The organism is Bartonella sp. CM31XJBT (assembly GCF_028618555.1).
Taxonomy (GTDB): Bacteria; Pseudomonadota; Alphaproteobacteria; order Rhizobiales; family Rhizobiaceae; genus Bartonella.
In genome coordinates this window covers 119,938-146,331 of the sequence record NZ_JAQITD010000001.1, presented here as the reverse complement: position 1 = coordinate 146,331, position 26,394 = coordinate 119,938, and the positions used below count along the sequence as shown (strand labels likewise).

The window sequence follows — 26,394 nt, the reverse complement described above, 5'->3', positions numbered from 1 at the left end:
TGAATCTATAAAATAATCGGTAGTGGTGATTTTTTTAAGAATCAGATTTGTCCTCTTCTGTAAAAAGTCCTTTTGAATGTTTTATAATTATAGGCATTTGGGTAAGCATGAAAAGGACTGTTATAGGCATGACGCCAAATACTTTGAAACTTGTCCAGAAATTATCGCTAAAATTACGCCAAATTATTTCATTCAAAAGGGCAAGAAAAATGAAAAAAAACGCCCAACGATAGGTAAGTTTTTGCCAACCTAAATCATCAAGTTTTAAGGTAGAATCAAGAGCATAACGTAAAAGTGGTTTTTTAAAAAACATCCCACCAAAAAGTATAAAAGCAAATAAGCTATTAATGATTGTCGGTTTCATTTTTATGAAAGTTTCATTATGAAGCCAGAGAGTTAGAAAGCCAAAAACTAAAACAAATATTCCCGAAATAAGAGGCATAATAGGAATTTGTCTTGCAAGGATCCATGATAAGCTTAGGGAAATAATTATCGCTACCATGAAAATAGCTGTTGCAGGGAAAATAGATTTGTTAAAATTTTGAAAAAATCCAATGTTTTTTATCAGCCATTCTCCCTTATAATTGGCAAAAAAGAAGGCAACCAATGGACCCATTTCCAAAAGAAACTTAAGTGTTGGTGAGAGAGATTTTTTTTTATTGTTATTCATTTTTTTTTCAGAATTATTGTGTAAATTAGGATTAGATAAAGGCTGTTTCATGCATGTTTTCCTGCGATAGTTTCGGCAAAGTCAGAAGCAGAAAAGGGTTGAAGGTCTTCAATATCTTCTCCTATACCGATAAAATAAACGGGTAATTTATATTTTGCTGCGATAGCGACAAGAATTCCTCCTCGTGCAGTCCCATCTAGCTTTGTCATGACTAAACCATTAACACCAGCAATATCGCGGAAAATATCTACTTGGTTGAGTGCATTTTGTCCGGTTGTTGCATCAAGCGTTTGAAGGATTGTATGGGGTGCTTGGGGGGTATGTTTTTTTAAAACACGAATAATTTTTGCTAATTCATCCATCAATTCAGATTTATTTTGTAAACGCCCTGCTGTATCAATAATTAATACATCACTGTTTGTTTTTTTTGCTTTTTCATAAGCATCAAATGCTAAGCTGGCGGCATCTGCACCCAATTTTGTTGAAATAACAGGAGAATTGGTACGTTCACCCCAGATGTGTAGTTGCTCAATAGCTGCGGCTCGGAAAGTATCACCAGCTGCCAGCATAACTTTTAATCCCCCTTCTGTTAATTTTGCTGAAAGTTTTCCAATAGTTGTCGTTTTTCCAGTGCCATTTACACCTACCAGCAAAATAACATGCGGTTTATGGCTGAGATCAAGTTCCAATGGTATTGCAACAGGTTCCAGAACTTTTTTGACCTCATCCGCTACAATAGTATGAATATCATCTGGGGAGAGGTCTTTTCCGTAACGACTGGAAGCTAAAGTATTTGTGATGCGTGTTGCCGTCTCTACACCTATGTCAGCTTGGATAAGAATATCTTCGAGCTCTTGCAATGTGTCTTCATCAAGTTTTCTTTTAACAAAGAGATCGCTAATTGATCCGCTTAAGCGTTGTGAAGAAAGGGATAGACCTTTTTTAAGGCGCCCAAACCACGCTGTCTTTTTTTGTTCAACAGAAGGTTCAGATAAAATTTCTTCATTCTTTTTTTCACGGATGTTGTCTGTGACAATAATTTTACCAGAAAAAGGAATTTTATCAGAACGGGATTCTAGAAATGGAGATTTTTCATCATATTTTGTAAGTATTGACTCTGGATTTTTTGTTTGTTCTTCTTTTTCTGTGTCTATAGAAACTTGGTTATTTTTTGTCTTTTCATTTTTGTCTTTATTTTCTTCTATTATATCGCTTTTATCAGGAATAGAAATCTGTTGTTCAATTTCTTGCTCTTGAGATTTGTTAAAAGAGAATATTTTTTTAATAAAAGATTTCGTCATAAGAATTTTCCTGCTCAAGCAGCGTTTAATTTTGGAAGGACAGCAATCAATTTATCGCCATCATGATCAACGATAAGGGCTTGAACAATTGTTCCTGCTTTTGCACCTTTAACCTGTACAAGGGTATAATCTTCTGTTCGTCCGATTTCATCTTTTTCAACGAGAATTGTTTGTAGACTGTTTTGTAAATGAGCAAGATGCTTTTGGTAAGCCATCTCACCTGCTTTACGCAATTTTTCAGCACGCATCTTAACTATTTTACGGTTGATTTGTGGCATACGTGCGGCAGGTGTTCCTTCTCTTGGACTAAAGGGGAAGACATGGAGATGGGTTAAATTACAATCTTTGATTAAAACAAGACTGTTTTGAAACATCTCTTCTGTTTCTGTAGGAAAACCAGCAATTAAGTCAGCACCATACACCATTGTAGGACGTTTGGCACGCAACTCTTGGCAAAATTGAATGGCATGTTCGCGCAGATGACGCCGTTTCATCCGTTTTAAAATCATATTATCACCTGCTTGCAAAGATAAATGCAAATGGGGCATGATTCTTGTTTCATAAGCTAAAAGATTGATGAGTTCTTCGTCTGCTTCAATAGAGTCAATAGATGAGAGGCGTAATCGCGTTAAGTCAGGAACATGATGCAAAATTGCTGAAGTTAATTTTCCTAGAGTAGCTTTTCCAGGAAGGTCGTGGCCATAACTTGTAAGGTCAACACCTGTAAGGACCACCTCTTGGATACCCCCACCTATCAGCTTTTTAATTTGTTCTATGACAGCACCCATGGGAACTGAACGAGATGGTCCTCGTCCATAAGGAATAATGCAAAATGTACAGCGATGATCACATCCGTTTTGTACCTGTACAAAAGCGCGGGTGCGCTCTTGCATTGCACTGACCATATGTGGGGCAATTTTTTGTACTTCCATAATGTCATTGATACGCACCTTTTCAGAATGATTAATACCAAAATCAGGAAGTTGACGATAAGAATGGGCGTGAAGTTTATCTTCGTTTCCTAAAACGAGATCCACTTCTGTCATTGAGGCAAAATTTTGTGCTTCTGTTTGGGCTGCACACCCTGTTACAATGATACGCGCATGAGGATTTTCACGTCGTGCTTTGCGGATAGCTTGTTTTGCTTGTCGTACGGCTTCGGCAGTGACAGCACAAGTATTAAAGATAATAGCACCATCTTTAAGTTGATCTAGCCCTGAAGAAGTACTTTCTTTGCGAATGATTTCCGATTCGTAGCTGTTAAGTCGACAACCAAAAGTTACAATTTCTATTGCCATCAGGAGTGATCCTTTTTGTAGGACCCTGTTAAAGGGCTTAAAAAACCACTAAATTGATATTTTATTGGTCCTGTCATAATAATGTGATCGTCTTCTCGGTAAAAAATATTAAGTGTTCCCTTTGGTAAGTTCACATCAATATGGCGCTCTGTAAGTCCACGACGATAAGCAGCCACTGCACTTGCACAAGCAGCACTCCCACATGCTTGTGTTAATCCTGCTCCTCGCTCCCATGTACGTAAATTTAGACTTTTCTTTGACGTTATGCAAGCAATGGAAATATTGCACCGTTCGGGAAACAGGGGATCATGTTCAAGGTTTGGCCCATATTCCTCTAATGGAATATGTTGAATATCATTTTCAACAAAAAAGATAGCATGGAGATTGCCAATGGATATGAGACAAGCGTCTTTTAGGGGACCAGCCGTAATTTCTACGTGATTTGTATCAACTATTTCACGTGAAACAGGCATCTCTTTTGCATTGAAATTTGGGCATCCCATATCAACAGAAATGAGATTGTCGGTTTGGTATTTCCCTTCAATAATTCCAGCGGGAGTTTCTAAATGAAATTTTTCACCAAAATTGTGATCTTTAAGCCATGCGATGACACAGCGGGTACCATTGCCACAAGCTTTAGCCATTGATCCGTCGGCATTCCATATTTCGATGCGGAAGTTGGCTTTTTTCTGGGTTGGTGTGTGGATAGCCATGATTTGATCAAAATGCATTTCAGGATCTGCTGACAAAGCAAGGATTGCTTTTGGTGTAAGAGCATGAGTGCTTTCACGCATATCAACAACAATAATTTGATTTCCAAGACCGTCCATTTTGCTAAATGGCGTTTTCATGAAACTTCTCTATTTCTAATGATTACTTATAAAAGAGATATATGGCTGAAAATATTATAAATTTCCAGTGTTTAATAAATATAAAATTTGGTACATAAGTTATTTCGTTTAAAATAAGTGATTTTAACCTGTTTTTTTTAATTTGTTAATTTATCTTTGTAACTATAACAAATATTCGCTTAATTTTTTTGTGAACTTATTTATTGTCGTGGGAGAGAGTACAGACATGGCGTTTTCAAGAGTTTCGTTTTTCGTTGCACTATCAACTGTAATGTTTTTAGGGGGATGTTCAACAACACGGTTTGATGGTAATGACGATAATAACGCATTAGAAGTTTTTTATCCATCTCAACAAATGACAATATTGGAAGCGTCTGATCTGTCGTCTCCTTCTTCGTCGATATCTGAAGACGCAAACGCTTCGGTGTATGAAAAAGGAGATTCTCAGAGCGATGGACGAATGGCTAGTCTCGAATTGCCAAGCAGTGCCACTGATTTATTTCCTGCAAGTATTGCTGGAGTATGGAATCTTTCTATGGGAGGAAAAGTTTGCCGGATTGCAACTCCACAAACAAAGTTTGGAAAAGGGTACCGTGCTGGTCCTTTACACTGTCCAGGAATTGCTTCCCAAGTGAGATCGTGGGACGTTAAAGGAAAAAGATTATATTTTTATAATAACTCTGGACGTGTTATCCTCGTTCTTTATTCTTCAAATGTTGATCGTTTTGAGGGACGTACACTTGATGATCATCCCGTTGTTTTAAGTCGTTAAATCATTTTTGACCGTTTATGACAAGCTAAGCTAGACGGACAGATTCGTGAAAAGTATTTGTATTTTTCATTGAGATCGGTTTGAAAAAGGTTTTTTGGATGATTCTCGTTTCAACACGTTATAAGGAGCTTGTCGCTAAAGGAGAGGTTTGTTTTGATCCCGCTCAATTAGCTATAACAGAATATTTTGATCATTTATTAAAAAAAATTACGGAACAAAATATCTCTCGTCCTTGGACTTGGATATTTTGCTCTTTCTTTAATAGAATATTTAAAAGGAAAAAACAAAATATTTCTTGTGTTGTAAAACAAGGAGATGAAACAGGTTTTTTTCAGGGACTGTATATTTATGGTGAAGTAGGACGGGGCAAAACCATGCTGATGGATTTGTTCTTTTCTTGTTTGCCTAAAGGTCATAAAAAGCGTGCCCATTTTAATGATTTTATGGCTGATGTGCATGAGCGTATTAATTTTTATCGTCAAGCATCTGGGTGTGCAAAATTTAAACAAGATAATCCTATTTTAGCTGTTGCTGAGGATCTTGCACGAGAAGCAAAAATACTTTGTTTTGATGAGTTTAGTGTAACAGATATTGCTGATGCTATGGTATTGGGGCGGCTTATTTCTGCTTTGTTTGATAAAGGAATTTTCTTTATTGCAACCTCAAATGTGGCGCCGGATAACCTTTATTGTAACGGTTTAAATCGTGAACTCTTTTTGCCTTTTATTCAAGTTTTGAAAGCATATGTTCGCGTTGTTAATCTTGATGCAAAAACAGATTATCGCCTTGAAAAATCAAATCTACAACAGGTGTATGTGTCGCCGTTGGGGGTCCCGGCAAATGAATATATGGATCAAGCATGGGCACTTGTATTGCAAGGACATAAGGAGACATCTGATGAGCTTTCTATAAAAGGGCGCCTTATTCCTATTCCGCGCTTTGGTGCAGGATGTGCTCGTTTTGATTATGGGGATTTATGTGCAAAGCCTTTGGCCGCGGCTGAATATTTGTTATTAGGAGAGCGTTATCATACGATTTTTATTGATAATGTACCGGTCATGGATGATACATGTCGCAATGAAACAAAACGGTTTATTTTGCTTATTGATATTCTTTATGAGCGCCACATACGGTTGTTTATGTCGGCTGCGGCAGGGGTAGGGGATTTGTATAAAGGGCATGCGCAGATTACGGAAACATTTGAATTTAAAAGAACACAATCACGTCTTTTCGAAATGCAAAGCTACGATTATTTAAAACTTTGGGAAGAACATTTTCTTTTGAAGAAGAAGCATTGATTATACTTTTACCTTTACGTAAACTGTAAAAACAATAACTTTTTGAAATTAAAGAAATATAATAATTCTGTTGTATTTTTTTTAAATTCACTTTATCGATACATCGTGATAATTTTCTAATAGTTGTTTCAGCGGAGGGTTGTTGTTTCTGTAAAGAGAGAAATTTGTAAATTTCATTTCTTTACTCCTTTTTATGATATTGTTTGAATATGGTTGAAGTCAAAAATATTCAGTATACGGACGCTGATGGGTGTGCGCTGAATTATCTAAAAGTTAGGAAAAAATAAAATGGCACGGAAAAAAATAGCTCTCATTGGTTCAGGTATGATTGGTGGTACTTTAGCACATATTATTGGGCTTAAAGAGCTTGCTGATGTGGTCTTATTTGATATTGCAGAAGGTGTGCCACAAGGTAAGGCTCTAGATATCGCCGAATCTTCTCCTGTTGATGGTTTTGATATCAGTCTAAAAGGTGCTAATGCTTATGAAACAATTGAAGGTGCTGATGTTGTTATTGTAACAGCAGGCGTTGCGCGAAAACCTGGTATGAGCCGTGATGAACTTTTGGGCATTAATTTAAAGGTTATGGAACAAGTTGGAGCTGGAATTAAAAAATACGCTTCTTCGGCGTTTGTTATTTGTATTACTAATCCCCTTGATGCGATGGTGTGGGCTTTGCAGAAATTTTCAGGTCTCCCTACACATAAAGTGGTTGGTATGGCAGGTGTTCTTGATTCAGCGCGTTTTCGTCATTTCTTATCTGAGGAATTTAAGGTCTCTATTAAAGATGTGACAGCGTTTGTTTTAGGGGGCCACGGTGATACAATGGTTCCTCTCGTGCGTTATTCAACGGTTGGTGGTATTTCTTTGCCTGATCTTGTAAAGATGGGCTGGACAACACAGGAAAGAATTGATCAAATTATCCAGCGTACCCGCGATGGTGGTGCAGAAATTATTGGTTTGTTAAAAACAGGTTCTGCTTATTATGCACCAGCAGCTTCTGCTGTTTCTATGGCTGAGGCTTATCTAAAGGACACTAAGCGTGTTGTGCCTGTTGCAGCTTATCTTTCAGGAGAATATGGGGTTAATGATACTTACGTTGGTGTTCCTGTTGTACTTGGTGCAGGTGGTGTTGAACGAGTCATTGAAATTGATCTTGATAAAGAAGAAAGAGGTGCTTTTGATCATTCAGTAAATGCGGTTAAAAAGCTTTGTGAAGCTTGTATTGCTCTTGTACCTAGTCTCAAGTAAATTGAACAAGGTTTAATTCATTAAAATAAGTATTTAGAATATTAAAACTTTAGGATTAATAAGATCCATGATCCATAAAAGAAAAGGACAAATGCATGAATATCCATGAGTATCAGGCCAAACGTCTGCTTCATGAATATGGAGCACCAATTGCAAATGGTGTCGCTGTTTATTCTGTAGAGCAAGCGGAAAAATGGGCGGAAAAATTGCCCGGACCTCTCTATGTGGTTAAAAGTCAGATACACGCTGGTGGTCGTGGTAAGGGTAAGTTTAAAGAACTTGATCCTGATGCAAAGGGTGGTGTTCGGCTTGCACAATCTGTTGAAGAAGTTGTTGCAAATGTTCAAGAAATGCTTGGAAAAACTTTGGTAACCAAACAAACTGGTCCAGAGGGTAAGCAGGTCAACCGCCTTTATATTGAAGACGGTGCCGATATTGAACGGGAGCTTTATCTTTCACTTTTGGTTGATCGTAGCATTGGTCGAATTGCTTTTGTTGTTTCAACAGAAGGTGGAATGGATATTGAAACGGTTGCTGAAGAGACACCAGAAAAAATATTCACGCTTCCCATTGATGCTGGAGAGGGTGTTACTTCTGCTGATTGTGCAAGACTTTGTGATGCGTTGAAACTACAAAGTAGTGCGCGAGAAGATGGTGAAAAGCTTTTTCCGATTCTCTATAAGGCATTTTGTGAAAAAGATATGAGCCTTTTAGAAATCAATCCACTTATTGTGATGAAAGATGGTCGTTTGCGTGTTCTTGATGCGAAAGTTTCTTTTGATAATAATGCTCTGTTTCGTCATCCAGATATTTTAGAATTACGCGATCTTTCAGAGGAAGATCCAAAGGAAATAGAAGCATCAAAGCATGATCTTGCTTATGTTGCTCTTGAGGGTACGATTGGTTGCATGGTTAATGGTGCTGGGCTTGCTATGGCAACAATGGATATCATTAAGCTTTATGGAGCAGAGCCAGCGAATTTTTTGGATGTTGGTGGTGGAGCATCAAAAGAAAAGGTGACAGCTGCTTTTAAGATTATTACGGCCGATCCAAATGTTAAGGGCATTTTGGTTAACATTTTTGGTGGTATTATGCGTTGTGATGTCATTGCTGAAGGTGTGGTTGCTGCTGTTCGTGAGGTTGGTTTAAAAGTTCCCTTGGTTGTTCGTCTTGAAGGCACTAATGTTGAGCAGGGTAAAGCAATTATTAATGAGAGTGGTTTGAATGTTATTCCTGCTGATGATTTAGATGATGCTGCCCAAAAAATTGTTGCAGCCGTGAAGGGAGCTTAAGCTATGTCGATTCTTGTGAATAAAGAGACAAAAGTTCTAGTTCAAGGGCTTACAGGAAAAACAGGAACATTTCATACAGAACAGGCGCTTGCTTATCATGGTACGCAAATGGTTGGTGGCGTTAATCCTAAAAAGGGTGGAGAAACATGGGAAGGTTCAAAAGGTGAAACTCTTCCTATCTTTGCTAATGTTGCAGAAGCAAAAGAAAAAACAGGTGCGGATGCTTCCGTTATTTATGTTCCTCCTGCAGGGGCTGCGGCAGCTATTATAGAGGCTATTGAAGCTGAAATTCGTTTAATTATCTGTATTACGGAAGGTATTCCCGTTATGGATATGGTTAAAGTGAAGGCGCGATTAGAAAACTCAAAGTCTCGTCTTATTGGTCCTAATTGTCCCGGTATTCTTACACCAAATGAATGTAAAATTGGTATTATGCCTGGTTCTATTTTTAGAAAAGGTTCTGTTGGGGTTGTCTCGAGGTCGGGAACTTTAACTTATGAAGCCGTTTTTCAGACGAGTCAGGAAGGTCTCGGACAAACAACTGCTATAGGGATTGGTGGTGATCCTGTTAAGGGTACTGAATTTATTGATGTGTTGGAAATGTTTTTAGCAGATGATGAAACTCAGTCTATTGTTATGATTGGTGAGATTGGTGGTTCTGCTGAAGAAGAAGCAGCACAGTTTCTGCAAGATGAAGCAAGAAAAGGTCGAAAAAAGCCAGTTGTTGGCTTTATTGCTGGCCGTACGGCTCCTCCAGGACGGACAATGGGACATGCCGGTGCTGTTATTTCTGGTGGTAAGGGTGGAGCAGAAGATAAAATTGCAGCAATGGAATCAGCAGGGATTCGTGTGTCTTCTTCACCATCACAGATAGGTAAGACTTTGATGTCAGTTTTGAAAGGCTAAAAGAAAGTTTCACCTGAATAAGCAAAGGTTCTTAGATTCAGGTGAAAAGACTTGAGTATAAAAAGGTAAAACTTTTTTGAATGTTCAAATTACTGCTTGTTTGTAAGCATTTAAAGGTCAAAAGAGATATAAGGAGACGGAATAGATGTTCCGGAGAGGTATATGGCAAGGCAGGACGAAATAAATAGCCTTTTTGCACAGACATCATTTCTTTATGGTGGGAATGCGGATTATATAGATCAACTTTATGCTCAATATGAAAAAGATCCTACCAGTGTTGATTCACAGTGGCGTGCTTTTTTTGAAGGACTTCATGATAATAAAGAAGATGTTCTTAAAAATGCTGAAGGAGCAACATGGCAGCGTGATCATTGGCCATTAAAAGCAGAGGGTGAATTGGTTTCTGCTCTTGATGGTGATTGGTCTTCTCTTGAAAAATATCTTGGCGATAAATTAAAGGAAAAAGCAATAACAGGTGCTGCACAAAAGGGAAAAACTTCCAGTAAACAAGATATTATTCGTGCAACACGTGATTCCGTTCATGCAATTATGATGATTCGTGCGTTTCGAGAACGGGGACATCTTCATGCGCAGCTTGACCCTCTTCAATTGGCCGAAAAACAAGAAGATTATAAGGAACTTTCTCCAGAAGCTTATGGTTTTACTCCAGCTGATTACGAGCGTCCCATTTTTATTGATAATGTTTTAGGATTGGAATATGCAACTATTCCGCAAATGCTTGAGATTCTCAATCGGACCTATTGTTCAACAATCGGTGTGGAATATATGCATGTTTCTGATCCAGTTCAGAAAGCATGGCTTCAAGAACGCATTGAAGGGCGAGATAAAAAAATTTCTTTCACACAACAAGACAAGAAAGCTATTCTGAATAAGCTTATTCAGGCAGAGGGATTCGAACAGTTTTTAGACACTAAATATAAAGGTACAAAGCGTTTTGGACTCGATGGTGGTGAGGCGCTGATTCCCGCTCTTGAACAAATTATCAAATGTGGTAGTGCTTTGGGGGTGCAGGAAGTTATTTTAGGAATGGCACATCGTGGTCGTTTAAATGTTCTTTCACAAGTTCTTGCCAAACCGCATAGGGCTATCTTTCATGAATTCAAAGGGGGATCTTATAAGCCTGATGATGTGGAGGGATCCGGTGATGTCAAATATCATTTGGGAACTACCGCTGATCTGGACTTTGATGGTAAAAAAGTTCACTTATCGCTGTTGGCTAATCCATCTCATCTTGAGATTGTTGATCCGGTTGTTATGGGGAAAGCACGTGCTAAACAAGATCAACTTATGGGACCTGCGCATACTGATTTACTCCCATTAAGTGAGCGTTCAAAAGTGATGCCATTGCTTATTCATGGTGATGCTGCTTTTGCAGGACAAGGCGTTATCCAAGAAACTTTTGGTCTTTCAGGTCTTAAAGGTTATCGTGTTGCAGGCTCACTTCATGTTATTATCAATAACCAGATTGGTTTTACAACATCTCCACGTTTTTCACGTTCTTCGCCTTATCCATCAGATGTCGCAAAAATGATTGATGCACCAATTTTCCATGTGAATGGTGATGATCCTGAGGCGGTTGTTTTTGTTGCCAAAATAGCAACAGAGTTTCGCCAAATTTTCCATAAACCAGTGGTTATTGATATGTTTTGTTATCGCCGTTATGGGCATAATGAAGGTGATGAACCTTCCTTTACGCAGCCGCTTATGTATAAAGCAATTCGTAATCATAAAACAACACTTCAACTTTATAGTGACCAATTGGTAGCAGAAGGAATGATTTCTTCAGAAGAGATTGAGCAACAAAAAAAATTATGGCGCGATAAGCTTGAAGGTGAACTTGAAGCGAGTGCTTCTTATAAGCCTAATAAGGCTGATTGGCTTGATGGAAGCTGGACGGGACTCAAAGCTTTTAGTAGTTCTGATGAGCAGCATTCTAGAGCAACCGGTGTTGAATTAAAAACTTTAAAGGAAATTGGTCAGAAAATTGTTGAAATTCCGGCAGATTTTCACGTTCACAAAACCATTCAACGTTTTTTAAATAATCGTGCTAAAATTTTTGAAACCGGTGAGGGTGTTGACTGGGCAACCGCTGAAGCTTTAGCTTTTGGTTCACTTTGTTTGGAAGGTGCACCGGTTCGTCTTTCCGGTGAAGATGTTGAGCGGGGAACTTTTTCACAACGTCATTCCGTTCTTTATGACCAAGAAAATGAGGCGCGTTATATTCCTTTGAATCATTTACAAAAGGGGCAAGCGCTTTATGACGTTGTTAATTCTATGCTTTCTGAAGAAGCTGTTCTTGGTTTTGAATATGGATATTCTCTTGCTGAACCACGAGGATTAACACTTTGGGAAGCACAATTTGGTGATTTCTCTAATGGTGCACAGGTCATTTTTGATCAATTTATTTCATCCGCAGAGCGTAAGTGGCTTCGTATGTCTGGTCTTGTGTGTTTATTGCCTCATGGTTTTGAAGGGCAAGGGCCGGAGCATTCTTCTGCACGTTTAGAACGATTTCTTCAACTTTGTGCGGAAGATAATATGCAGGTTGCTAATTGTACAACCCCTGCAAATTATTTTCATATTTTGCGTCGACAAATTAAGCGTGATTTCCGTAAGCCATTGATTTTGATGACACCGAAATCACTCTTACGTCATAAGCGAGCGGTTTCTCTTCTCAATGAAATGGGGCCAGAAACAAGTTTCTGTCGTGTGTTGCTTGATGATGCAGAATGTCTCAAAGATTCTGTCATTAAGTTGCAAAAAGATAATAAAATTCGCCGTGTCGTTCTTTGTACTGGTAAGGTTTATTACGACCTTTATGAAGAACGTGAAAAAAAGGGTATTGATGATGTTTATCTCCTTCGTATTGAACAGCTTTATCCTTTCCCTGCAAAAGTTTTGGTGAATGTGTTATCGCGCTTTTTGCAGGCGGAAGTTTTTTGGTGCCAAGAGGAACCAAAAAACATGGGGGCTTGGTCATTTATTGAGCCTTATTTGGAATGGGTTTTGACGCATATTAATGCGCAATATTCACGTGCTCGTTATGCAGGACGTCCTGCGAGTGCGTCACCGGCCTCTGGGTTAATGGTGAAACACCTTGAACAACTGGCTGCGTTTCTTAAAGACGCGTTAGGTTCTTAATTTATTACTACTCTGATGTATGGAAAAATATTATGACTACTGAAATTCGTGTTCCTACTTTGGGCGAATCGGTTACCGAAGCAACGGTTGGCAAATGGTTTAAAAAACTTGGCGAAGCTGTCGCTATGGATGAGCCTTTGGTTGAATTAGAAACTGATAAGGTAACCGTTGAAGTTCCTTCTCCTGTTGCTGGGAAATTATCTGAAATCATTGCAAAAGAAGGCGATACGGTTGAAGTAAATGCTCTTTTAGGAGTGGTGAAAGCTGGAGAAGCTGGTGTCTCCCAATCATTTTCACCTTCTGCTACGCTTGTTCCAGCGGCTTCATCTGAATCGGAGAAGCCTGCTTTGAGCAGTGCAATGCCTCCTTCTCCTTCAGCAGCAAAATTGATGGCTGAAAATAATGTTGCAAAAAGCGATATTTCAGGTTCTGGAAAACGTGGACAAATTCTTAAAGAAGATGTTCTTGGTGGATTAAAACAAAGTACAAATGCCCCTACACCCTCTTCTTCTGCGACGAGTTCTTCGGCAACTCCTGTCCAAGAAACACGTGAAGAGCGGGTTCGTATGACGAAATTGCGTCAAACAATTGCTCGCCGTCTTAAAGATGCACAAAATGTAGCAGCGATGTTAACCACATTTAATGAGGTTGATATGTCAGCTGTGATGGATTTGCGCAAGCGTTATAAGGATCTTTTTGAAAAGAAACATGGTGTTAAACTTGGTTTTATGGGGTTTTTTACCAAGGCTGTTTGTCATGCATTAAAAGAACTTCCTGCTGTTAATGCCGAGATTGATGGGACAGATATTGTTTACAAAAACTATGTCAATGTTGGAATTGCTGTTGGAACGGATAAAGGGCTTGTTGTTCCAGTAGTGCGAGATGCAGATCAAATGTCATTGGCAGAGATTGAAAAAGAGATTGGTCGTTTGGGACGTCTTGCGCGTGATGGAAAATTAGCCGTTTCTGATATGCAGGGCGGAACTTTTACCATTACCAATGGTGGTGTGTATGGATCGTTGATGTCAACACCGATTTTGAATGCACCACAATCTGGTATTTTGGGAATGCATGCGATTAAAGAGCGAGCAATGGTTGTTGAGGGCCAAGTTGTGATTCGTCCCATGATGTATTTAGCGCTTTCTTATGATCACCGTATTGTGGATGGGCAAGAAGCTGTGACTTTCCTTGTGCGTGTTAAGGAAAGCTTAGAAGATCCGGAACGCCTTGTTCTTGATTTGTAAAATACAGTTTTCAGGATGAAAGGAGAAACGGATGTCTTATGATGTGGCTGTGATCGGAGCGGGTCCAGGTGGTTATGTAGCAGCAATAAAGGCGGCACAACTGGGACTTAAAGTAGCGATTATTGAAAAGCGTACAACATTAGGAGGAACATGTCTCAACGTTGGTTGTATTCCTTCTAAAGCGTTGTTGCATGCTTCAGAAGTGTTTTCTGAAACCCAGCATGGTTTTGAAACGCTTGGTATTTCTATTGGTAAATCTAAGCTTAACCTTGAACAAATGATGGTTCATAAGAAAGCTGTGGTAACAGCCAATACGAGTGGTGTTTCTTTTTTGATGAAAAAAAATAAAGTTGATACTTTTTTTGGGACAGCCAAAATTTTGAGTGCGGGTCATGTGGAAGTTGTTGCCAGAGATGGTAATAAACAAACAATTGAAACAAAAAATATTATTATTGCTACCGGTTCAGAGAGTTCAGGCATTCCAGGGGTGAATGTTGAAATTGATGAAAAGACTATTGTTTCTTCTACGGGAGCTCTTTCACTTGAAAAAGTACCAGCGCATATGATTGTAGTGGGTGCTGGTGTTATTGGTTCAGAACTTGGATCAGTTTGGAGCCGTTTAGGTGCTAAGGTGACCATTATTGAGTATCTTAATAAAGTTTTGGGCTCAATGGATGGTGAAGTTTCACGGCAATTTCAGAAATTAATGGAAAAACAGGGGATTGAATATAAAACGGGTGCAAAGGTGACAGCTGTTACACAATCTGGCTCAACTGCTCAGGTGAGCTTTGAATCTGTCAAAGGTGGTGAATCTGAAACTTTAGAGGCTGATGTTGTGCTTATTGCTACTGGACGTTCTCCCTATACAGAGGGGCTTGGCTTACAAGAGGCTGGTGTTCAGTTAGATGAACGCGGATTTATTGCAATTGATGCTCATTGGCAGACGAATGTTCCAGGAATTTATGCAATTGGTGATGTCGTAAAAGGACAAATGTTAGCACATAAAGCAGAGGAAGAAGGCGTTGCTGTGGCAGAAATTTTGGCAGGTCAAAAAGGACATGTTAATTTTGATGTTATTCCTAGTGTTGTTTATACACAGCCGGAAATTGCGAGTGTAGGAAGGACAGAAGAAGAGCTAAAAACTGCTGGTATTGAATATAATGTTGGCAAATTTCCTTTTATGGCTAATGGTCGTGCACGTGCAATGCAAAAGAGTGATGGGTTCGTTAAAATCCTTTCTGATAAAAAAACAGATCGGGTATTAGGGGGGCATATTCTTGGATTTGGTGCTGGTGAAATGATCCATGAAATTGCAGTTTTAATGGAATTTGGTGGTTCATCAGAAGATCTGGGACGTTGTTGCCATGCACATCCTACCTTATCAGAAGCCGTGCGTGAGGCAGCTTTGGCAACATTTGCTAAACCACTTCATATTTAAAAAGCTTTTAAAAAGTACATTTTAAAAGGCACATGAGGCGGAAAATATTAGTGAAGCATGCAACAACATTTTAAAACTTTAAAAAGGAATATAACCAATTGTATTAAAATGTTCCATTTGTTGTATGCTTTTCGATAATTACTGTTTTAGATATCTGTTGTGCAGTTTTGATTGATTATTCTGTTGTGCACTATCGTTTAGAGCGGTGGTGTTTAGTCTATGTAAAGTTTTATATATGGGGTAGTTTTTATACTGTTATAAAATATTTAAGATAGGATTCTGAGCCTATCTGCGTGCTTTGTGTTAAGAAAACATCTCTCAAAATGCCCAAATCTACTTCGCAATGGTGCTCGTGAATGGTATAGCTGTAAAGTTTCTCTTGAAATATATGAAATTCATTCAAACTGTTATACGACCTATTGTGCACCATCATCTTTATGTTTAGTAAAAGTACACGCTGACATTGATAATACACTTTTTTAGTTCTCAATATTGCTAAAGCTCTTTATTATTTGAGAGTTTTCATAAGAGAATTTTTATTCTGTTCTTTTATCATTTTACCTCACACGCTCGCTTTGTTTGTGATGTGCAGACAAAAGATTTTAATTGCTTCAATGTGAGAGAGCTTGTGATAAGAAAATCTTACAGTATTCAGCGTTATAAATCAAGTTGAAAATGATATTTTATTGTTATAAATCAATGTGTTATATATGATGATGAATCATATGAAGAGAGAAGCCAAGAGGAATTCACCCAAAGAAATTGAATTGTTTAATGATTGGTGTGGGTTAAGGATCTTTGTCATTTAAGATGAAGAGGGGAGGGATTGGATATTCTACAAAATACCGCTCTTCTTTAAAAAAGCGGTATTTTTATATCTTTTGTTTATGACACTATCTTTTTGATGATAATGACAAGTCATACAGTGTGATTAAGTTAGTTTTTTCTTCTCTGCTTTTCTTGATCATTGCTTGCTATGTCTTAAAAAGATGATATGTCTCTTCTTTAAGGTTGTTAAGAAATCGTAATGTTGCCAAAATATAACGAATAGCTAAAATTTTTTTGAAAACCATAATTACACGAGAATATTAAGTTTGTTTTCATTGGGCAGTTTTGTGATAACTTAAAAAATCAAGCATATGCTTTCTATAGGTATTAAAATTGTAATTTTTTATCTTCTTGTTGTTCTCTTATAAAAGTGGGAAGCCCCATATGATCAAGATATTTAAGGAAAGGGTGGGGTGGTAATTCTTCTACATTGACCATAGTTTTAACATCCCATTCGCCTGTGGCAATAAGAAGAGCTGTTGCGGCTGCTGGTACGCCAGCTGTATAGGAAATGCCTTGTGCCCCAGTTTCATGAAAAGCTTGTTTGTGATCGGCTATATTATAGATAAAAATTTCTCTCGAGTTTCCATCTTTTTCGCCTTTAATAAGATCTCCGATACAGGTTTTTCCTGTGTAGTCTGGGGCGAGAGAGGAAGGGTCGGGTAAGACGGCCTTCACGACTTTCAAGGGCACGACTTCTTGACCTTCTGCCGTTTTAATTGGTTGTTCGGATAAGAGTCCGAGGTTTTTTAGAACCGTAAAAACAGTGATATAACGATCACTAAATCCCATCCAGAAACGGACATTCTCTACATCAAGATTTTTGGAAAGTGAATGAATTTCATCATGTCCTGTCATATAGGCTTTTTGTTTTCCCACAACGGGAAGATCCCATTCATGGCTGATTTCAAACATTTTATTGGAAGTCCATTTTTTATTTTGCCATGACCATACTTGTCCTGTAAATTCACGGAAGTTAATTTCTGGATCAAAATTTGTAGCAAACCAACGCCCATGATTTCCGGCATTAATATCAATAATATCAATATCTGTGATTTTATCAAAATAATCATCGCGCGCTAATGCAGCATAAGCATTCACTACACCTGGGTCAAAACCTGCTCCTAAAATAGCGGTTATACCAGCTTTTTCACATTCTTGACGTCGAGGCCATTCATAATTGCCATACCAAGGAGGTGTTTCACAAATTTTCAATGGGTCTTCATGAATTGCGGTATCGATATAAGCGCATTTGGTTTCAATACAAGCTGAAAGAACAGACATATTAAGAAAGGCAGAACCAACATTAATGACAATTTCGCATTTGGTCTTTTGGATGAGCTTTATAGTTTCTTCTACATTCATGGCATTGAGCGAATGGCTTTTGAGAACACCCTGTTCTTTCATTGTGTTTTTTTCTTTAATAGAAGCAATGATGGCCTCACATTTTTTGAGTGTTCGTGAAGCAATATGAATTTCACCAAGAATATCGTTGTTTTGAGCGCATTTATGCGCAACAACTTGTGCAACACCTCCGGCACCAATAATGAGAACATTTTTTTTCATTGTAGGTCCATCTCCTTTTTAATACTGTTGTATGACGTTTTTTATGGTTTATCTTTATGAAAGGCTTTCCTGATAGTCGTTATAGCTGAATTGGCGTTGAAGTGTTAATGTACCATCGCACTCTTTGAGAACAATAGCAGGCATTGTAACGCCATTAAACCAGTTTTTTTTGACCATTGTATAACCTGCTGCATCCTGAAAAGACAGTCTATCGCCTATTTTAAGAGGTTTTTGAAATTGAAATGTTCCAAAAATATCGCCGGCAAGACAAGACTTTCCACAAATCATAATTTCGTGTGGACCTTGATTGGGTTCTAATTTGGCATTCTCACGATAAATTAAAAGATCAAGCATATGAGCTTCAATGGAGCTATCAACGATGGCAAGTTTTTTTTCATTATACAATGTGTCAAGAACGCTTACTTCCAGTGTGGTGCTTTTGGTAATAGCAGCTTCTCCTGGTTCTAGAAAAAGAGTGACACCATGAGTTTTAGAAAATTGTTTTAAGCGTTTTGCGAAAGCTTCTAGAGGATAATTTTCAGCCGTAAAATGGATTCCGCCGCCAAGGCTTATCCAGTCAACAGCAGAAAAAAGTTCTGCAAATTTTTCTTCCATATACCCAAGCATTTGGTTAAAAAGATTAAAGTCAGCATTTTCACAATTGTTATGGATCATCAATCCGTTGATAAGAGGCAGAACTTCTTTGATAGCGCTTTGGTTTGTTTCTCCTAAGCGGCTAAAAGGGCGAGAGGGGTTGGCAAGATCAAAATTTGATGCGCTCATTCCTGGGTTTAACCTTAAACCTCTTTGAATGGTTTTTGTTGCATCAGAAAAGCGTTGAAGCTGTTGGATGGAATTAAAGATGATTTTATCTGCATAACCACAGGCTTCATCAATTTCATCATCTGCCCAAGCCACTGAATAAGCATGGGTTTCTTTGCCAAATTTTTCTCTTCCTAAACGCAGTTCATAAAGGGATGATGATGTGGTTCCATCCATGAACTCAGACATTAAATCAAAAACACTCCATGTGGCAAAACATTTCAAAGCAAGTAAAATTTTAGCTCCGGACATTTCCCGTAAACGAGAAATTGTTTGCATGTTTTTGATGAGTTTCGATTTGTCTATAAGATAGTAGGGGGTTTTTATCATTATTTATTCATTCTTTTTTGTAGGATCTTATTGCCAAGATCAACGTTTAGTACAAAGAGTAACAGAATGTCTCAAGAAAAAAGAATCTTAAGAAAAGAATCTGTTTCTGTCCAGCAAGAGAAAGGCTTTCTGTAATTACTGTTGTTTATTATGTTGAGTTTTTTGTTATGAGTATGAAAAAAAAATTATATTATGCTTTAGCTTTTGTATTTGTTAGCAGTTTTTTCATTATAATAACCACTCTTGTTAATTGGGGGCAAAATAGGAGTGATGCTAAAGCCAAACTGGTTACTCAGACCTCTCTCCAAGATAGTTCGGTGCCTTTGATTTTTACGGGGCGTAGAGAACTTAATGGTTTTAAAGGTTATCGTCATTATCGGCGTGGTTATCGTAAATACAGTGATAATTGGTGGTATCCTGAAGTGGCATTTATTACATCACCGCACTTAAGCACAAAAGGCGCATCATTAAAAGTTGTACCAGATGCTAAAAAAGTGTTTTTAACTTCTTCTTCGGAAAAATTAGAAAAAAAAGAGCCATGGATGCTTAAACAACATATTGAATCTTGCCTTGCGCGTTATCGCTCTTATAATAAAAATGATAATAGTTTTCAGCCTTTTCATGGGGGGCGTAAGCAGTGTTTATCACGCTTTTTTAAAGGATAGAAATTATTAAATAAAATTTTAATTGCTTCTTGTCGTGGGCGTTATTGTTCTTAAAATAAAGAGAAGACTTGTGTGGTGCGCAGTATTTTCATGCCAGCATTGTTTTTTTTAAAATTTTAAATGCTTTTAAGTTTTATTAAATCTTATTATCATTAAGTGTGGAATGGGGGGTGAGAATATAAGTTTTTGTCGATGACAAAATATTAAGGCAAAATGGAGTTTAAAGAATGACAACACGGGAAGCAATGTTGGTATTGCTCGTTTTGCTTCCCTTTGGTGGAAGTGCTGTCATTGGCTTTTTTCGTTCGACAGCAAAAAATAATGAAGCCTGGTTTGCTGGGATTGTCGCGCTTTTCTGTCTTATTTTTACAATAATGCTTTATCCGGAAGTTCGCGGAAACCACATAGTGCGTTTAGATATTTCTTGGCTTCCAGAATGGGGAAGCGATTTGATTCTTCGTATAGATGGTTTATCGTGGCTTTTTTGCTTGCTCATTACAGGGATTGGGCTGCTTGTTGTCATTTATTCACGTTATTACATGGATCCAGCGGATTCTGTACCTCGTTTTTTTTCCTTTTTTTTGGCTTTTATGGGATCAATGATAGGAATAGTTTTATCAGGTAATCTCGTCTTTTTGGTTGTTTTCTGGGAACTCACCAGTATTTTTTCTTTTTTGTTGATCGGCTATTGGTACCATAATGCAAGTGCGCGTGAGGGTGCGCGTATGGCTCTAACGATCACAGGTTTTGGCGGCTTTGCCCTTTTTATTGGAGTTTTATTGATTGGGTATACTGTTGGCAGTTTTGATTTGGATAAGGTGCTACAGTCTGGAGATATGATCCGGTCAAGTTCTCTTTATAGTCCTATCCTTATTTGTATTTTATTGGGAGGGTTAACAAAAAGCGCGCAATTTCCCTTTCATTTTTGGCTACCCAACGCGATGGCTGCTCCAACCCCCGTATCGGCTTATTTGCATTCGGCAACAATGGTAAAAGCGGGATTGTTTTTGCTTGTTCGTTTATGGCCTGTGCTCTCTGGAACAGAATCTTGGTTTTGGCTGGTTGGCTTTTCAGGACTCTCGACATTGCTGCTAGGTGCCTATTTTTCCATGTTTCAGCAAGACTTAAAAGGACTGCTTGCTTACTCGACTATTAGTCATCTTGGATTAATTACAACGCTTTTAAGTCTTGGTAGTCCACTTGCATGTGTTGCGGCGATCTTTCATATGGCCAATCATGCTACTTTTAAGGCCTCTTTATTTATGGCTGCTGGCATTATTGATCATGAGACAGGAACACGTGATATGCGTAAACTGTCAGGGCTTTATCGTTCTATGCCTATTACAGCAACTCTTGCTTTAGTTGCGAGTGCAGCGATGGCTGGGGTTCCTTTGTTGAATGGTTTTTTATCGAAAGAGATGTTTTTTGCTGAAGCTGTTGAAACGCATATGGAATCATGGCTCGATTGGATTGCGCCTTATGTGGCAACGCTAGCTAGTCTGTTTAGTGTGACTTATTCTATACGCTTTATTCACGGTGTTTTTTTAGGACCAAAGCCTGACAATTTACCCAAGACTCCCCATGAACCACCGCATTTTATGCGTTTACCAATGGAGCTTTTGGTGTTTATTTGTTTAGCGGTTGGTATTTTTCCTAATTTAACAATAGGACCTATTTTAGATAATGCGGTCGTGTCTGTTTTAGGACCAATGACAATTCCTTATAGTTTGGCTGTTTGGCATGGGTTTAACACTCCATTAGTGATGAGTTTTGTTGCATTATTAGGGGGCGGATTGCTCTATGCTGTCGGGCATCGTTATTTTTTATCCTGTGATGATGGGGCTCCTTTTTTCCGTCACTTAAAAGGACCGCGTATTTTTGAACGCATTCTCGTAATTATTTCTTGGAAATGGGCCCGTGCGGTGGAATCTGCTTTGTCAACACGCCGTTTGCAGATCCAGTTGCATTGGATTTTTTGGGTCTGTTTTGCATTTGTTGGTCTTTTACTTTGGTGCGATGGTTTCATTCCAGTGGGGACATTACCGCTTTTTCCACTTGATATTCCTTTTCTCGCTCTTTGGCTGGTTGGCGGATTATGTGCGCTTTTAGTTGCTTGGCGAGCAAAGTTTCATCGTCTTGCTTCACTTATGCTTTTAGGGGGAGCTGGTTTGATGACTTGTGCAACCTTTTTATGGCTTTCTGCTCCTGATTTAGCAATAACACAATTGGTTGTTGAGGTTGTTACAGTCGTTTTATTATTGCTTGGTTTACGGTGGTTGCCTAAACGTTTGCATGATCCTGGGCCAGCTGCTGTTCATTTTTGGATTCGTTTGCGTCGTTTCCGTGATTTCATCATATCCCTTGTAGGAGGTGCTGGTGTAGCATGGCTTTCTTTTGCAGTGATGACACGTCCTCAAGGTACAACGATTTCTGATTTTTTTCTAACGCATGCTTACTCAGATGCTGGTGGTCGCAATGTTGTGAATGTGTTGTTGGTTGATTTCCGTGGTTTTGATACCATGGGAGAAATTGTGGTTTTGGGTGTTGTTTCCCTTACTGTTTTTGCCCTCTTACGACGTTTTCGTCCTGCGCCTGAGAGTATTGATGCGCCTTTTCAACAACGTATCCAGAAAGCCTTTGATATAGCACAGCCTAATCGAAATGTGGGAGATACAGTATTAAATTATTTAGCTGTTCCTGCTGTTATTATGGGTTGGCTCTTTCCGATTATTATTGCTTTTGCTATTTATTTATTCATGCGAGGGCATGATCTGCCAGGAGGTGGATTTGTCGGTGGTATTACTTTGGCGATAGGGTTTATTTTACAATATCTTGCACGCGATATTCGGTGGGTGGAAACGCATTTGAGAGTTTTACCTTTGCGTTGGATAGGCTTTGGCTTATTGTTGTCAGTTGTAACGGGGATGGGCTCTTGGTTTTTTGGATATCCTTTTTTAACATCCTTTTTTCGATATATTCATCTTCCGTTAATTGGGAAAGTTCCCATGACATCTGCTTTTTTGTTTGATTTTGGTGTACTTTCTCTTGTGTTGGGAGCAACTGTTCTCATTTTAATTGCACTTGCACACCAGTCAATTCGGAGTTACCGAATCGGTAAGAAACCTATTTTAAAAGAGAAGGAAAATTAATGGAAATTGTTCTTTCTTTGGGTATTGGTGTTTTTGTCGGATCAGGTATTTGGCTTGTTTTGCGTCCACGTACTTTTCAAGTCATTCTTGGTTTGTCCTTGATCTCCTATGGTGTTAATCTTTTTATATTTTCAATGAGTAGACCGCGTAGTAATGCTGCTCCAATTGTTGATCCTACCACTGTTATTAATCCAGCTAATTATGTCGATCCTCTCCCACAAGCCTTGGTGTTAACTGCGATTGTGATTGGTTTTGCAACAACAGCTTTATTTTTAGTTATCTTGTTGGTTTCACGTGGTTTAACGGGTTCTGATCACGTTGATGGACGTGAGGTGCAATAATGGAAGTAGGGGTGCATCATCTCCTTATTTTGCCTATTCTTTTGCCGTTAATCACTGGAGCACTTCTTCTTTTTTATGATGAACGTCGTGCAAAACTTAAATCATTCATCAGTCTTTCTTCTGCGGGACTGTTGGTCGTTACTGCCATTTTATTGATTATACGTACTCTTGAAATAGCACCGGCTTGTGATGTTTATCGACTTGGTAATTGGCCGTCTTCTTTTGGAATTGTTTTAGTCCTTGATCGCTTAAGCGCTATGATGCTTTTACTTTCCAGCTTGTTGGTGACTAGCGTGTTGGTTTTTGCGCGGGCTCATTGGTACAAAGCTGGTTCTCATTTTCAGTCACTAATGCAATTTTTTATGGTGGGAATAAATGGTGCTTTTTTGACCGGCGATTTATTTAATTTATTTGTGTTTTTTGAAGTTATGTTAACGGCTTCCTATGGGCTTGCTTTGCATGGTTCTGGTCAGACACGCGTGCGCGCAGGGTTGCATTATGTCGTGGTTAATCTTGTTGCTTCATTATTTTTTTTAGTGGGTATAGCGCTCATTTATGGAGTCGTTGGTACTCTTAATATGGCCGATTTGGCTGTTAAAATAAAATATATATCTTCTACAGATATTGTTTTGTTCGAAATAGGTGTTGCACTTTTAGGTATTGCTTTTTTGCTTAAAGCGGGTATGTGGCCGCTTAATTTTTGGTTGGTGCCAACTTACAGTGCAGTAGCAGCACCCGTTGGAGCTTCTTTTGCACTTTTGAGCAAGGTGGGTATTTATATTATTTTACGTTTAACGTTGCTATGGTTTAGTCCTGAAAGTGAATATTTTAACCATTTTGGTCATACGGTTTTGTTTTATGGTGGGCTTGCCACTATGATTGTTGGTTTTATTGGGGTATTGGCGAGTCAAGTTTTGGTGCGTTTGGCAGCTTATAGTGTCCTTGTCTCTTCTGGTACATTGTTGGCCGCGATCGGCATCGGCAATGCAGCACTGACAGCAGGTGCACTTTTTTATATTGTTTCTTCAACTTTAGCACTGGGAGCTTTTTTTCTTTTGGTAGAGTTGGTTGAGCGCTGTCAAGATGTGGCTGCTAATGTTCTTGCTGTCACAATGGAGGTTTATGGCGACGATGAAGAGGAGGAAGAAGATGAAGTTGGCACATATTTCCCTGTAACCTTGGCAATTCTTGGGGCTTGTTTTGGTATCTGTGCCATTTTGATTATTGGATTGCCACCTTTTTCTGGTTTTGTTGCTAAACTTATGATGTTCATGGCAATTTTAAACCATAGTAGAGAGGATTTTTTTGCCTCTCTTCCGGTTTACCAAGATTGGCTTTTTGTAGTTTTTGTCACCCTCTCTGGATTTGCAGCTTTGATTGCACTGACACGAACGGGTATCCGAACTTTTTGGATTTCTCTTGAAGGTCGCGTTCCCCGTGTGCAGGTGATAGAATTTGCACCTATTGCCGTTCTTCTTGCCTTGTGTTTTCTTATAACAATTGTAGCCAGTCCTGTTAGTCATTATATGTCTGAAACCGCTAAGACTTTGTATGAACCTCAAAACTATATTGGGAGCGTTTTAACGGATTTTTCTCTCGAAAATAGGGAGATGAGTAAATGAATCGTTTTTATACTTCCCCTTTTTTCAGTGGTGGCATTGTCCTTATGTGGCTTATTTTAAATGGTTTTAGTTTAGGGCAATTGCTTTTAGGGATTTTAACCGCTTTGTTTTGTGGTTGGATGATACGGCTTCTGGAGCCAGAGAAGGCTGTTATTAAAAGCTGGAGTGCGGTTTTTCGTCTCGTTTTTCGAGTATTTATAGATTCTATATTCTCAAATGTTTCGGTGGCTTGGTTTGTTTTAACAAAAAGGTCTCGAGAGCAGAAATCTGGTTTTATTGTAGTACCTCTTCTGCTTCATAATCGCACTGCTTTGGCTATTTTAGCGTGCATCCTTTCGGCAACCCCTGGAACTGCTTGGGTTGCCTATAATAGTAAAAAGGGTGAACTTTTGCTTCATGTCTTAAATTTAAAAAATGGATATGATTACAAACAGTTGATCAAACAACGGTATGAGCAATTGCTTTTGGAGATTTTTTTATGAGTATGGTGATTCTTTATTGGGGGCTTTTCTTTTCACAGTTTTTTTTAAGTTTAGCGGTGATTTTCGCGCTGTTTCGGTTGATTCGTGGTCCACGGGCACAGGATAGAATTGTTGGTTTGGATGCCCTTTATATAACCACTATTCTTTTGTTTCTTACATTCGATATTCGTTCTGGAACAACCATTTATTTTGTCGCAGCTCTCATTATTGGGTTGTTGGGTCCAGTCTCGAGTATTGCTTTGGCGAAATTTCTCATGCGAGGGGAGATTATTGAATGAAAGATGATGTATCGCTTGTGGTTGCTATTGCTATCACGATTTTCTTAATATTAGGGTCGGGACTGACATTGATCGCAACAATAGGTTTGGTGCGTTTTTCCAATTTTTATAAGCGTTTGCATATGCTTTCAGTATGTACGAGTTGGGGCGTTGGTAGTATTCTTATTTCTTCATTTCTTTATTCAATATTTGTGGACCATTATTTTGTTTTTCATGAAGCGTTGCTGATGTTTTTTTTGTTTTTAACAGCGCCGATAGCTTCTATGTTGCTTTCACATACAGCAGCTTATCGACATCATTCAGAAGAACAGTCAGAAAAACCGCTGGCTCTTTTATTACACCAGACGGAGGAAAAGTTACCCACATCAGAAGGAACATCAAGAGATGAGAGCCAGCGCGGTTCTTGAAATGTAAGAACCTTCCTTATTCTGTGCTTTTTTCTTCTACACAGTGGATGGGCTTTTCTTCTTTTGGATCATTAATAAGATCGTAAAATATGGCTTCATTTTTAGTTATCCACCAAATGTATTGACCACCCACATATTTTCCTCCAGAAGCGGCAATTACATTAGAACCAACGATGCGCTTACCGTTCCATTTTAAATCAACAAGCGCAATATTGCCAGCATTATGATAAGTTGCTTCAACATGCTCTTTGCTTGTTCCCATATCGCATTGATAGGAGACGGTCTCTGTTGTTGGTTCTGGATCATCTGGTACTTTAATGACTAAAGAACTTGCTAATGCATTAATTGAACCGAGGAGGAACACACTTAAAGTAATGAAAAATTGTTTAGTAAAAGAAATTTTTTTCATAATATTTCCCGT

Annotated in this window: 22 protein-coding genes; 15 read left to right on the top strand and 7 right to left on the bottom strand. The window is 38.6% G+C overall.

The window, feature by feature from the left end:
* Positions 1-34: 34 nt before the first annotated feature.
* The 4 genes from PVV63_RS00665 to dapF are packed head-to-tail and all read right to left on the bottom strand — an operon-like array spanning position 35 to position 4,120.
* Positions 35-721, bottom strand: a complete 687-nt coding sequence (locus tag PVV63_RS00665; RefSeq protein ID WP_273790165.1) for a septation protein A — start codon at positions 719-721, stop codon at positions 35-37.
* On the bottom strand, positions 718-1,971 hold the full coding sequence (gene ftsY / locus PVV63_RS00660) for a signal recognition particle-docking protein FtsY (protein WP_273790164.1): 1,254 nt from the start codon (positions 1,969-1,971) through the stop codon (positions 718-720). The genes PVV63_RS00665 and ftsY overlap by 4 nt, the downstream gene beginning before the upstream one ends.
* Positions 1,972-1,985: 14 nt before the next feature.
* A complete protein-coding gene (gene mtaB / locus PVV63_RS00655; protein WP_273790163.1) occupies positions 1,986-3,269 on the bottom strand; it encodes a tRNA (N(6)-L-threonylcarbamoyladenosine(37)-C(2))-methylthiotransferase MtaB in 1,284 nt (427 codons plus the stop codon).
* Complete coding sequence (dapF, locus tag PVV63_RS00650; protein ID WP_273790162.1) at positions 3,269-4,120, bottom strand: diaminopimelate epimerase; 852 nt, start codon at positions 4,118-4,120, stop codon at positions 3,269-3,271. The genes mtaB and dapF overlap by 1 nt, the downstream gene beginning before the upstream one ends.
* A 226-nt stretch (positions 4,121-4,346) precedes the next feature.
* Here dapF and PVV63_RS00645 point away from each other — a divergent pair, with 226 nt between their 5' ends.
* From PVV63_RS00645 to lpdA, 8 genes are all read left to right on the top strand, one after another.
* The gene (locus tag PVV63_RS00645) at positions 4,347-4,892 is read left to right on the top strand and encodes an AprI/Inh family metalloprotease inhibitor (protein ID WP_273790161.1); all 546 of its coding nucleotides are present in this window, start codon (positions 4,347-4,349) and stop codon (positions 4,890-4,892) included.
* Positions 4,893-4,990: 98 nt separating this feature from the next.
* Positions 4,991-6,190, top strand: coding sequence for a cell division protein ZapE (zapE, locus tag PVV63_RS00640; RefSeq protein ID WP_273790309.1), 1,200 nt, complete (start codon positions 4,991-4,993; stop codon positions 6,188-6,190).
* A gap of 288 nt (positions 6,191-6,478) precedes the next feature.
* Positions 6,479-7,441, top strand: a complete 963-nt coding sequence (mdh, locus tag PVV63_RS00635) for a malate dehydrogenase (protein WP_273790160.1) — start codon at positions 6,479-6,481, stop codon at positions 7,439-7,441.
* A 95-nt stretch (positions 7,442-7,536) separates the two neighbouring features.
* Positions 7,537-8,733 (top strand): ADP-forming succinate--CoA ligase subunit beta, encoded by a 1,197-nt coding sequence (gene sucC / locus PVV63_RS00630; protein ID WP_273790159.1) that lies wholly within the window; start codon positions 7,537-7,539, stop codon positions 8,731-8,733.
* A 3-nt stretch (positions 8,734-8,736) separates the two neighbouring features.
* The gene (sucD, locus tag PVV63_RS00625; protein WP_273790158.1) at positions 8,737-9,639 is read left to right on the top strand and encodes a succinate--CoA ligase subunit alpha; all 903 of its coding nucleotides are present in this window, start codon (positions 8,737-8,739) and stop codon (positions 9,637-9,639) included.
* A gap of 162 nt (positions 9,640-9,801) precedes the next feature.
* Entirely contained in the window at positions 9,802-12,801 is a 3,000-nt protein-coding gene (locus tag PVV63_RS00620; RefSeq protein WP_273790157.1) for a 2-oxoglutarate dehydrogenase E1 component, read from the top strand.
* Between the two features lie 32 nt (positions 12,802-12,833).
* Positions 12,834-14,045 (top strand): 2-oxoglutarate dehydrogenase complex dihydrolipoyllysine-residue succinyltransferase, encoded by a 1,212-nt coding sequence (odhB, locus tag PVV63_RS00615; protein ID WP_273790156.1) that lies wholly within the window; start codon positions 12,834-12,836, stop codon positions 14,043-14,045.
* A 31-nt stretch (positions 14,046-14,076) separates the two neighbouring features.
* Positions 14,077-15,483: a dihydrolipoyl dehydrogenase gene (lpdA, locus tag PVV63_RS00610; protein WP_273790155.1), complete on the top strand. Its 1,407-nt coding sequence runs from the start codon at positions 14,077-14,079 to the stop codon at positions 15,481-15,483.
* Between the two features lie 1,155 nt (positions 15,484-16,638).
* Here the strand turns inward: lpdA and PVV63_RS00605 are convergent.
* Together PVV63_RS00605 and PVV63_RS00600 are read right to left on the bottom strand one after the other, a co-directional pair.
* Positions 16,639-17,877 carry a saccharopine dehydrogenase family protein gene (locus tag PVV63_RS00605; protein ID WP_273790154.1) on the bottom strand — a complete coding sequence of 413 codons (1,239 nt, stop codon included), beginning with the start codon at positions 17,875-17,877 and terminating at the stop codon, positions 16,639-16,641.
* Between the two features lie 54 nt (positions 17,878-17,931).
* Complete coding sequence (locus PVV63_RS00600; RefSeq protein WP_273790153.1) at positions 17,932-19,029, bottom strand: carboxynorspermidine decarboxylase; 1,098 nt, start codon at positions 19,027-19,029, stop codon at positions 17,932-17,934.
* Between the two features lie 167 nt (positions 19,030-19,196).
* Here PVV63_RS00600 and PVV63_RS00595 point away from each other — a divergent pair, with 167 nt between their 5' ends.
* The 7 genes from PVV63_RS00595 (at position 19,197) to mnhG (ending at position 25,973) form a co-directional block, all read left to right on the top strand.
* Positions 19,197-19,694, top strand: coding sequence for a BA14K family protein (locus PVV63_RS00595; protein WP_273790152.1), 498 nt, complete (start codon positions 19,197-19,199; stop codon positions 19,692-19,694).
* 227 nt (positions 19,695-19,921) lie between these two features.
* A complete protein-coding gene (locus PVV63_RS00590) occupies positions 19,922-22,843 on the top strand; it encodes a monovalent cation/H+ antiporter subunit A (RefSeq protein WP_273790151.1) in 2,922 nt (973 codons plus the stop codon).
* Positions 22,843-23,184 (top strand): Na+/H+ antiporter subunit C, encoded by a 342-nt coding sequence (locus PVV63_RS00585; protein WP_273790150.1) that lies wholly within the window; start codon positions 22,843-22,845, stop codon positions 23,182-23,184. The genes PVV63_RS00590 and PVV63_RS00585 overlap by 1 nt, the downstream gene beginning before the upstream one ends.
* Complete coding sequence (locus tag PVV63_RS00580; protein ID WP_273790149.1) at positions 23,184-24,806, top strand: monovalent cation/H+ antiporter subunit D; 1,623 nt, start codon at positions 23,184-23,186, stop codon at positions 24,804-24,806. The genes PVV63_RS00585 and PVV63_RS00580 overlap by 1 nt, the downstream gene beginning before the upstream one ends.
* Positions 24,803-25,288 (top strand): Na+/H+ antiporter subunit E, encoded by a 486-nt coding sequence (locus PVV63_RS00575; protein WP_273790148.1) that lies wholly within the window; start codon positions 24,803-24,805, stop codon positions 25,286-25,288. Before PVV63_RS00580 ends, PVV63_RS00575 begins: the two co-directional genes overlap by 4 nt.
* A complete protein-coding gene (locus PVV63_RS00570) occupies positions 25,285-25,566 on the top strand; it encodes a K+/H+ antiporter subunit F (RefSeq protein WP_273790147.1) in 282 nt (93 codons plus the stop codon). Before PVV63_RS00575 ends, PVV63_RS00570 begins: the two co-directional genes overlap by 4 nt.
* Positions 25,563-25,973 carry a monovalent cation/H(+) antiporter subunit G gene (mnhG, locus tag PVV63_RS00565; RefSeq protein ID WP_273790146.1) on the top strand — a complete coding sequence of 137 codons (411 nt, stop codon included), beginning with the start codon at positions 25,563-25,565 and terminating at the stop codon, positions 25,971-25,973. The genes PVV63_RS00570 and mnhG overlap by 4 nt, the downstream gene beginning before the upstream one ends.
* 16 nt (positions 25,974-25,989) lie before the next feature.
* Here the strand turns inward: mnhG and PVV63_RS00560 are convergent, their stop codons facing one another.
* Positions 25,990-26,382: an MliC family protein gene (locus PVV63_RS00560; RefSeq protein ID WP_273790145.1), complete on the bottom strand. Its 393-nt coding sequence runs from the start codon at positions 26,380-26,382 to the stop codon at positions 25,990-25,992.
* Positions 26,383-26,394 lie beyond the last annotated feature (12 nt).

What these genes read in the sequence shown, in the direction of transcription:
- PVV63_RS00595 (WP_273790152.1), top strand. Translation starts at nt 19,197, where the DNA reads ATGAGTATGAAAAAAAAATTATATTATGCTTTAGCTTTTGTATTTGTT.
- PVV63_RS00600 (WP_273790153.1), bottom strand. Translation starts at nt 19,029, where the DNA reads ATGATAAAAACCCCCTACTATCTTATAGACAAATCGAAACTCATCAAA.
- PVV63_RS00605 (WP_273790154.1), bottom strand. Translation starts at nt 17,877, where the DNA reads ATGAAAAAAAATGTTCTCATTATTGGTGCCGGAGGTGTTGCACAAGTT.
- mnhG (WP_273790146.1), top strand. Translation starts at nt 25,563, where the DNA reads ATGAAAGATGATGTATCGCTTGTGGTTGCTATTGCTATCACGATTTTC.
- sucD (WP_273790158.1), top strand. Translation starts at nt 8,737, where the DNA reads ATGTCGATTCTTGTGAATAAAGAGACAAAAGTTCTAGTTCAAGGGCTT.
- PVV63_RS00560 (WP_273790145.1), bottom strand. Translation starts at nt 26,382, where the DNA reads ATGAAAAAAATTTCTTTTACTAAACAATTTTTCATTACTTTAAGTGTG.
- PVV63_RS00665 (WP_273790165.1), bottom strand. Translation starts at nt 721, where the DNA reads ATGAAACAGCCTTTATCTAATCCTAATTTACACAATAATTCTGAAAAA.
- PVV63_RS00590 (WP_273790151.1), top strand. Translation starts at nt 19,922, where the DNA reads ATGACAACACGGGAAGCAATGTTGGTATTGCTCGTTTTGCTTCCCTTT.
- PVV63_RS00570 (WP_273790147.1), top strand. Translation starts at nt 25,285, where the DNA reads ATGAGTATGGTGATTCTTTATTGGGGGCTTTTCTTTTCACAGTTTTTT.
- mdh (WP_273790160.1), top strand. Translation starts at nt 6,479, where the DNA reads ATGGCACGGAAAAAAATAGCTCTCATTGGTTCAGGTATGATTGGTGGT.
- sucC (WP_273790159.1), top strand. Translation starts at nt 7,537, where the DNA reads ATGAATATCCATGAGTATCAGGCCAAACGTCTGCTTCATGAATATGGA.
- PVV63_RS00620 (WP_273790157.1), top strand. Translation starts at nt 9,802, where the DNA reads ATGGCAAGGCAGGACGAAATAAATAGCCTTTTTGCACAGACATCATTT.
- PVV63_RS00585 (WP_273790150.1), top strand. Translation starts at nt 22,843, where the DNA reads ATGGAAATTGTTCTTTCTTTGGGTATTGGTGTTTTTGTCGGATCAGGT.
- mtaB (WP_273790163.1), bottom strand. Translation starts at nt 3,269, where the DNA reads ATGGCAATAGAAATTGTAACTTTTGGTTGTCGACTTAACAGCTACGAA.
- PVV63_RS00575 (WP_273790148.1), top strand. Translation starts at nt 24,803, where the DNA reads ATGAATCGTTTTTATACTTCCCCTTTTTTCAGTGGTGGCATTGTCCTT.
- odhB (WP_273790156.1), top strand. Translation starts at nt 12,834, where the DNA reads ATGACTACTGAAATTCGTGTTCCTACTTTGGGCGAATCGGTTACCGAA.
- dapF (WP_273790162.1), bottom strand. Translation starts at nt 4,120, where the DNA reads ATGAAAACGCCATTTAGCAAAATGGACGGTCTTGGAAATCAAATTATT.
- lpdA (WP_273790155.1), top strand. Translation starts at nt 14,077, where the DNA reads ATGTCTTATGATGTGGCTGTGATCGGAGCGGGTCCAGGTGGTTATGTA.
- PVV63_RS00645 (WP_273790161.1), top strand. Translation starts at nt 4,347, where the DNA reads ATGGCGTTTTCAAGAGTTTCGTTTTTCGTTGCACTATCAACTGTAATG.
- zapE (WP_273790309.1), top strand. Translation starts at nt 4,991, where the DNA reads ATGATTCTCGTTTCAACACGTTATAAGGAGCTTGTCGCTAAAGGAGAG.
- PVV63_RS00580 (WP_273790149.1), top strand. Translation starts at nt 23,184, where the DNA reads ATGGAAGTAGGGGTGCATCATCTCCTTATTTTGCCTATTCTTTTGCCG.
- ftsY (WP_273790164.1), bottom strand. Translation starts at nt 1,971, where the DNA reads ATGACGAAATCTTTTATTAAAAAAATATTCTCTTTTAACAAATCTCAA.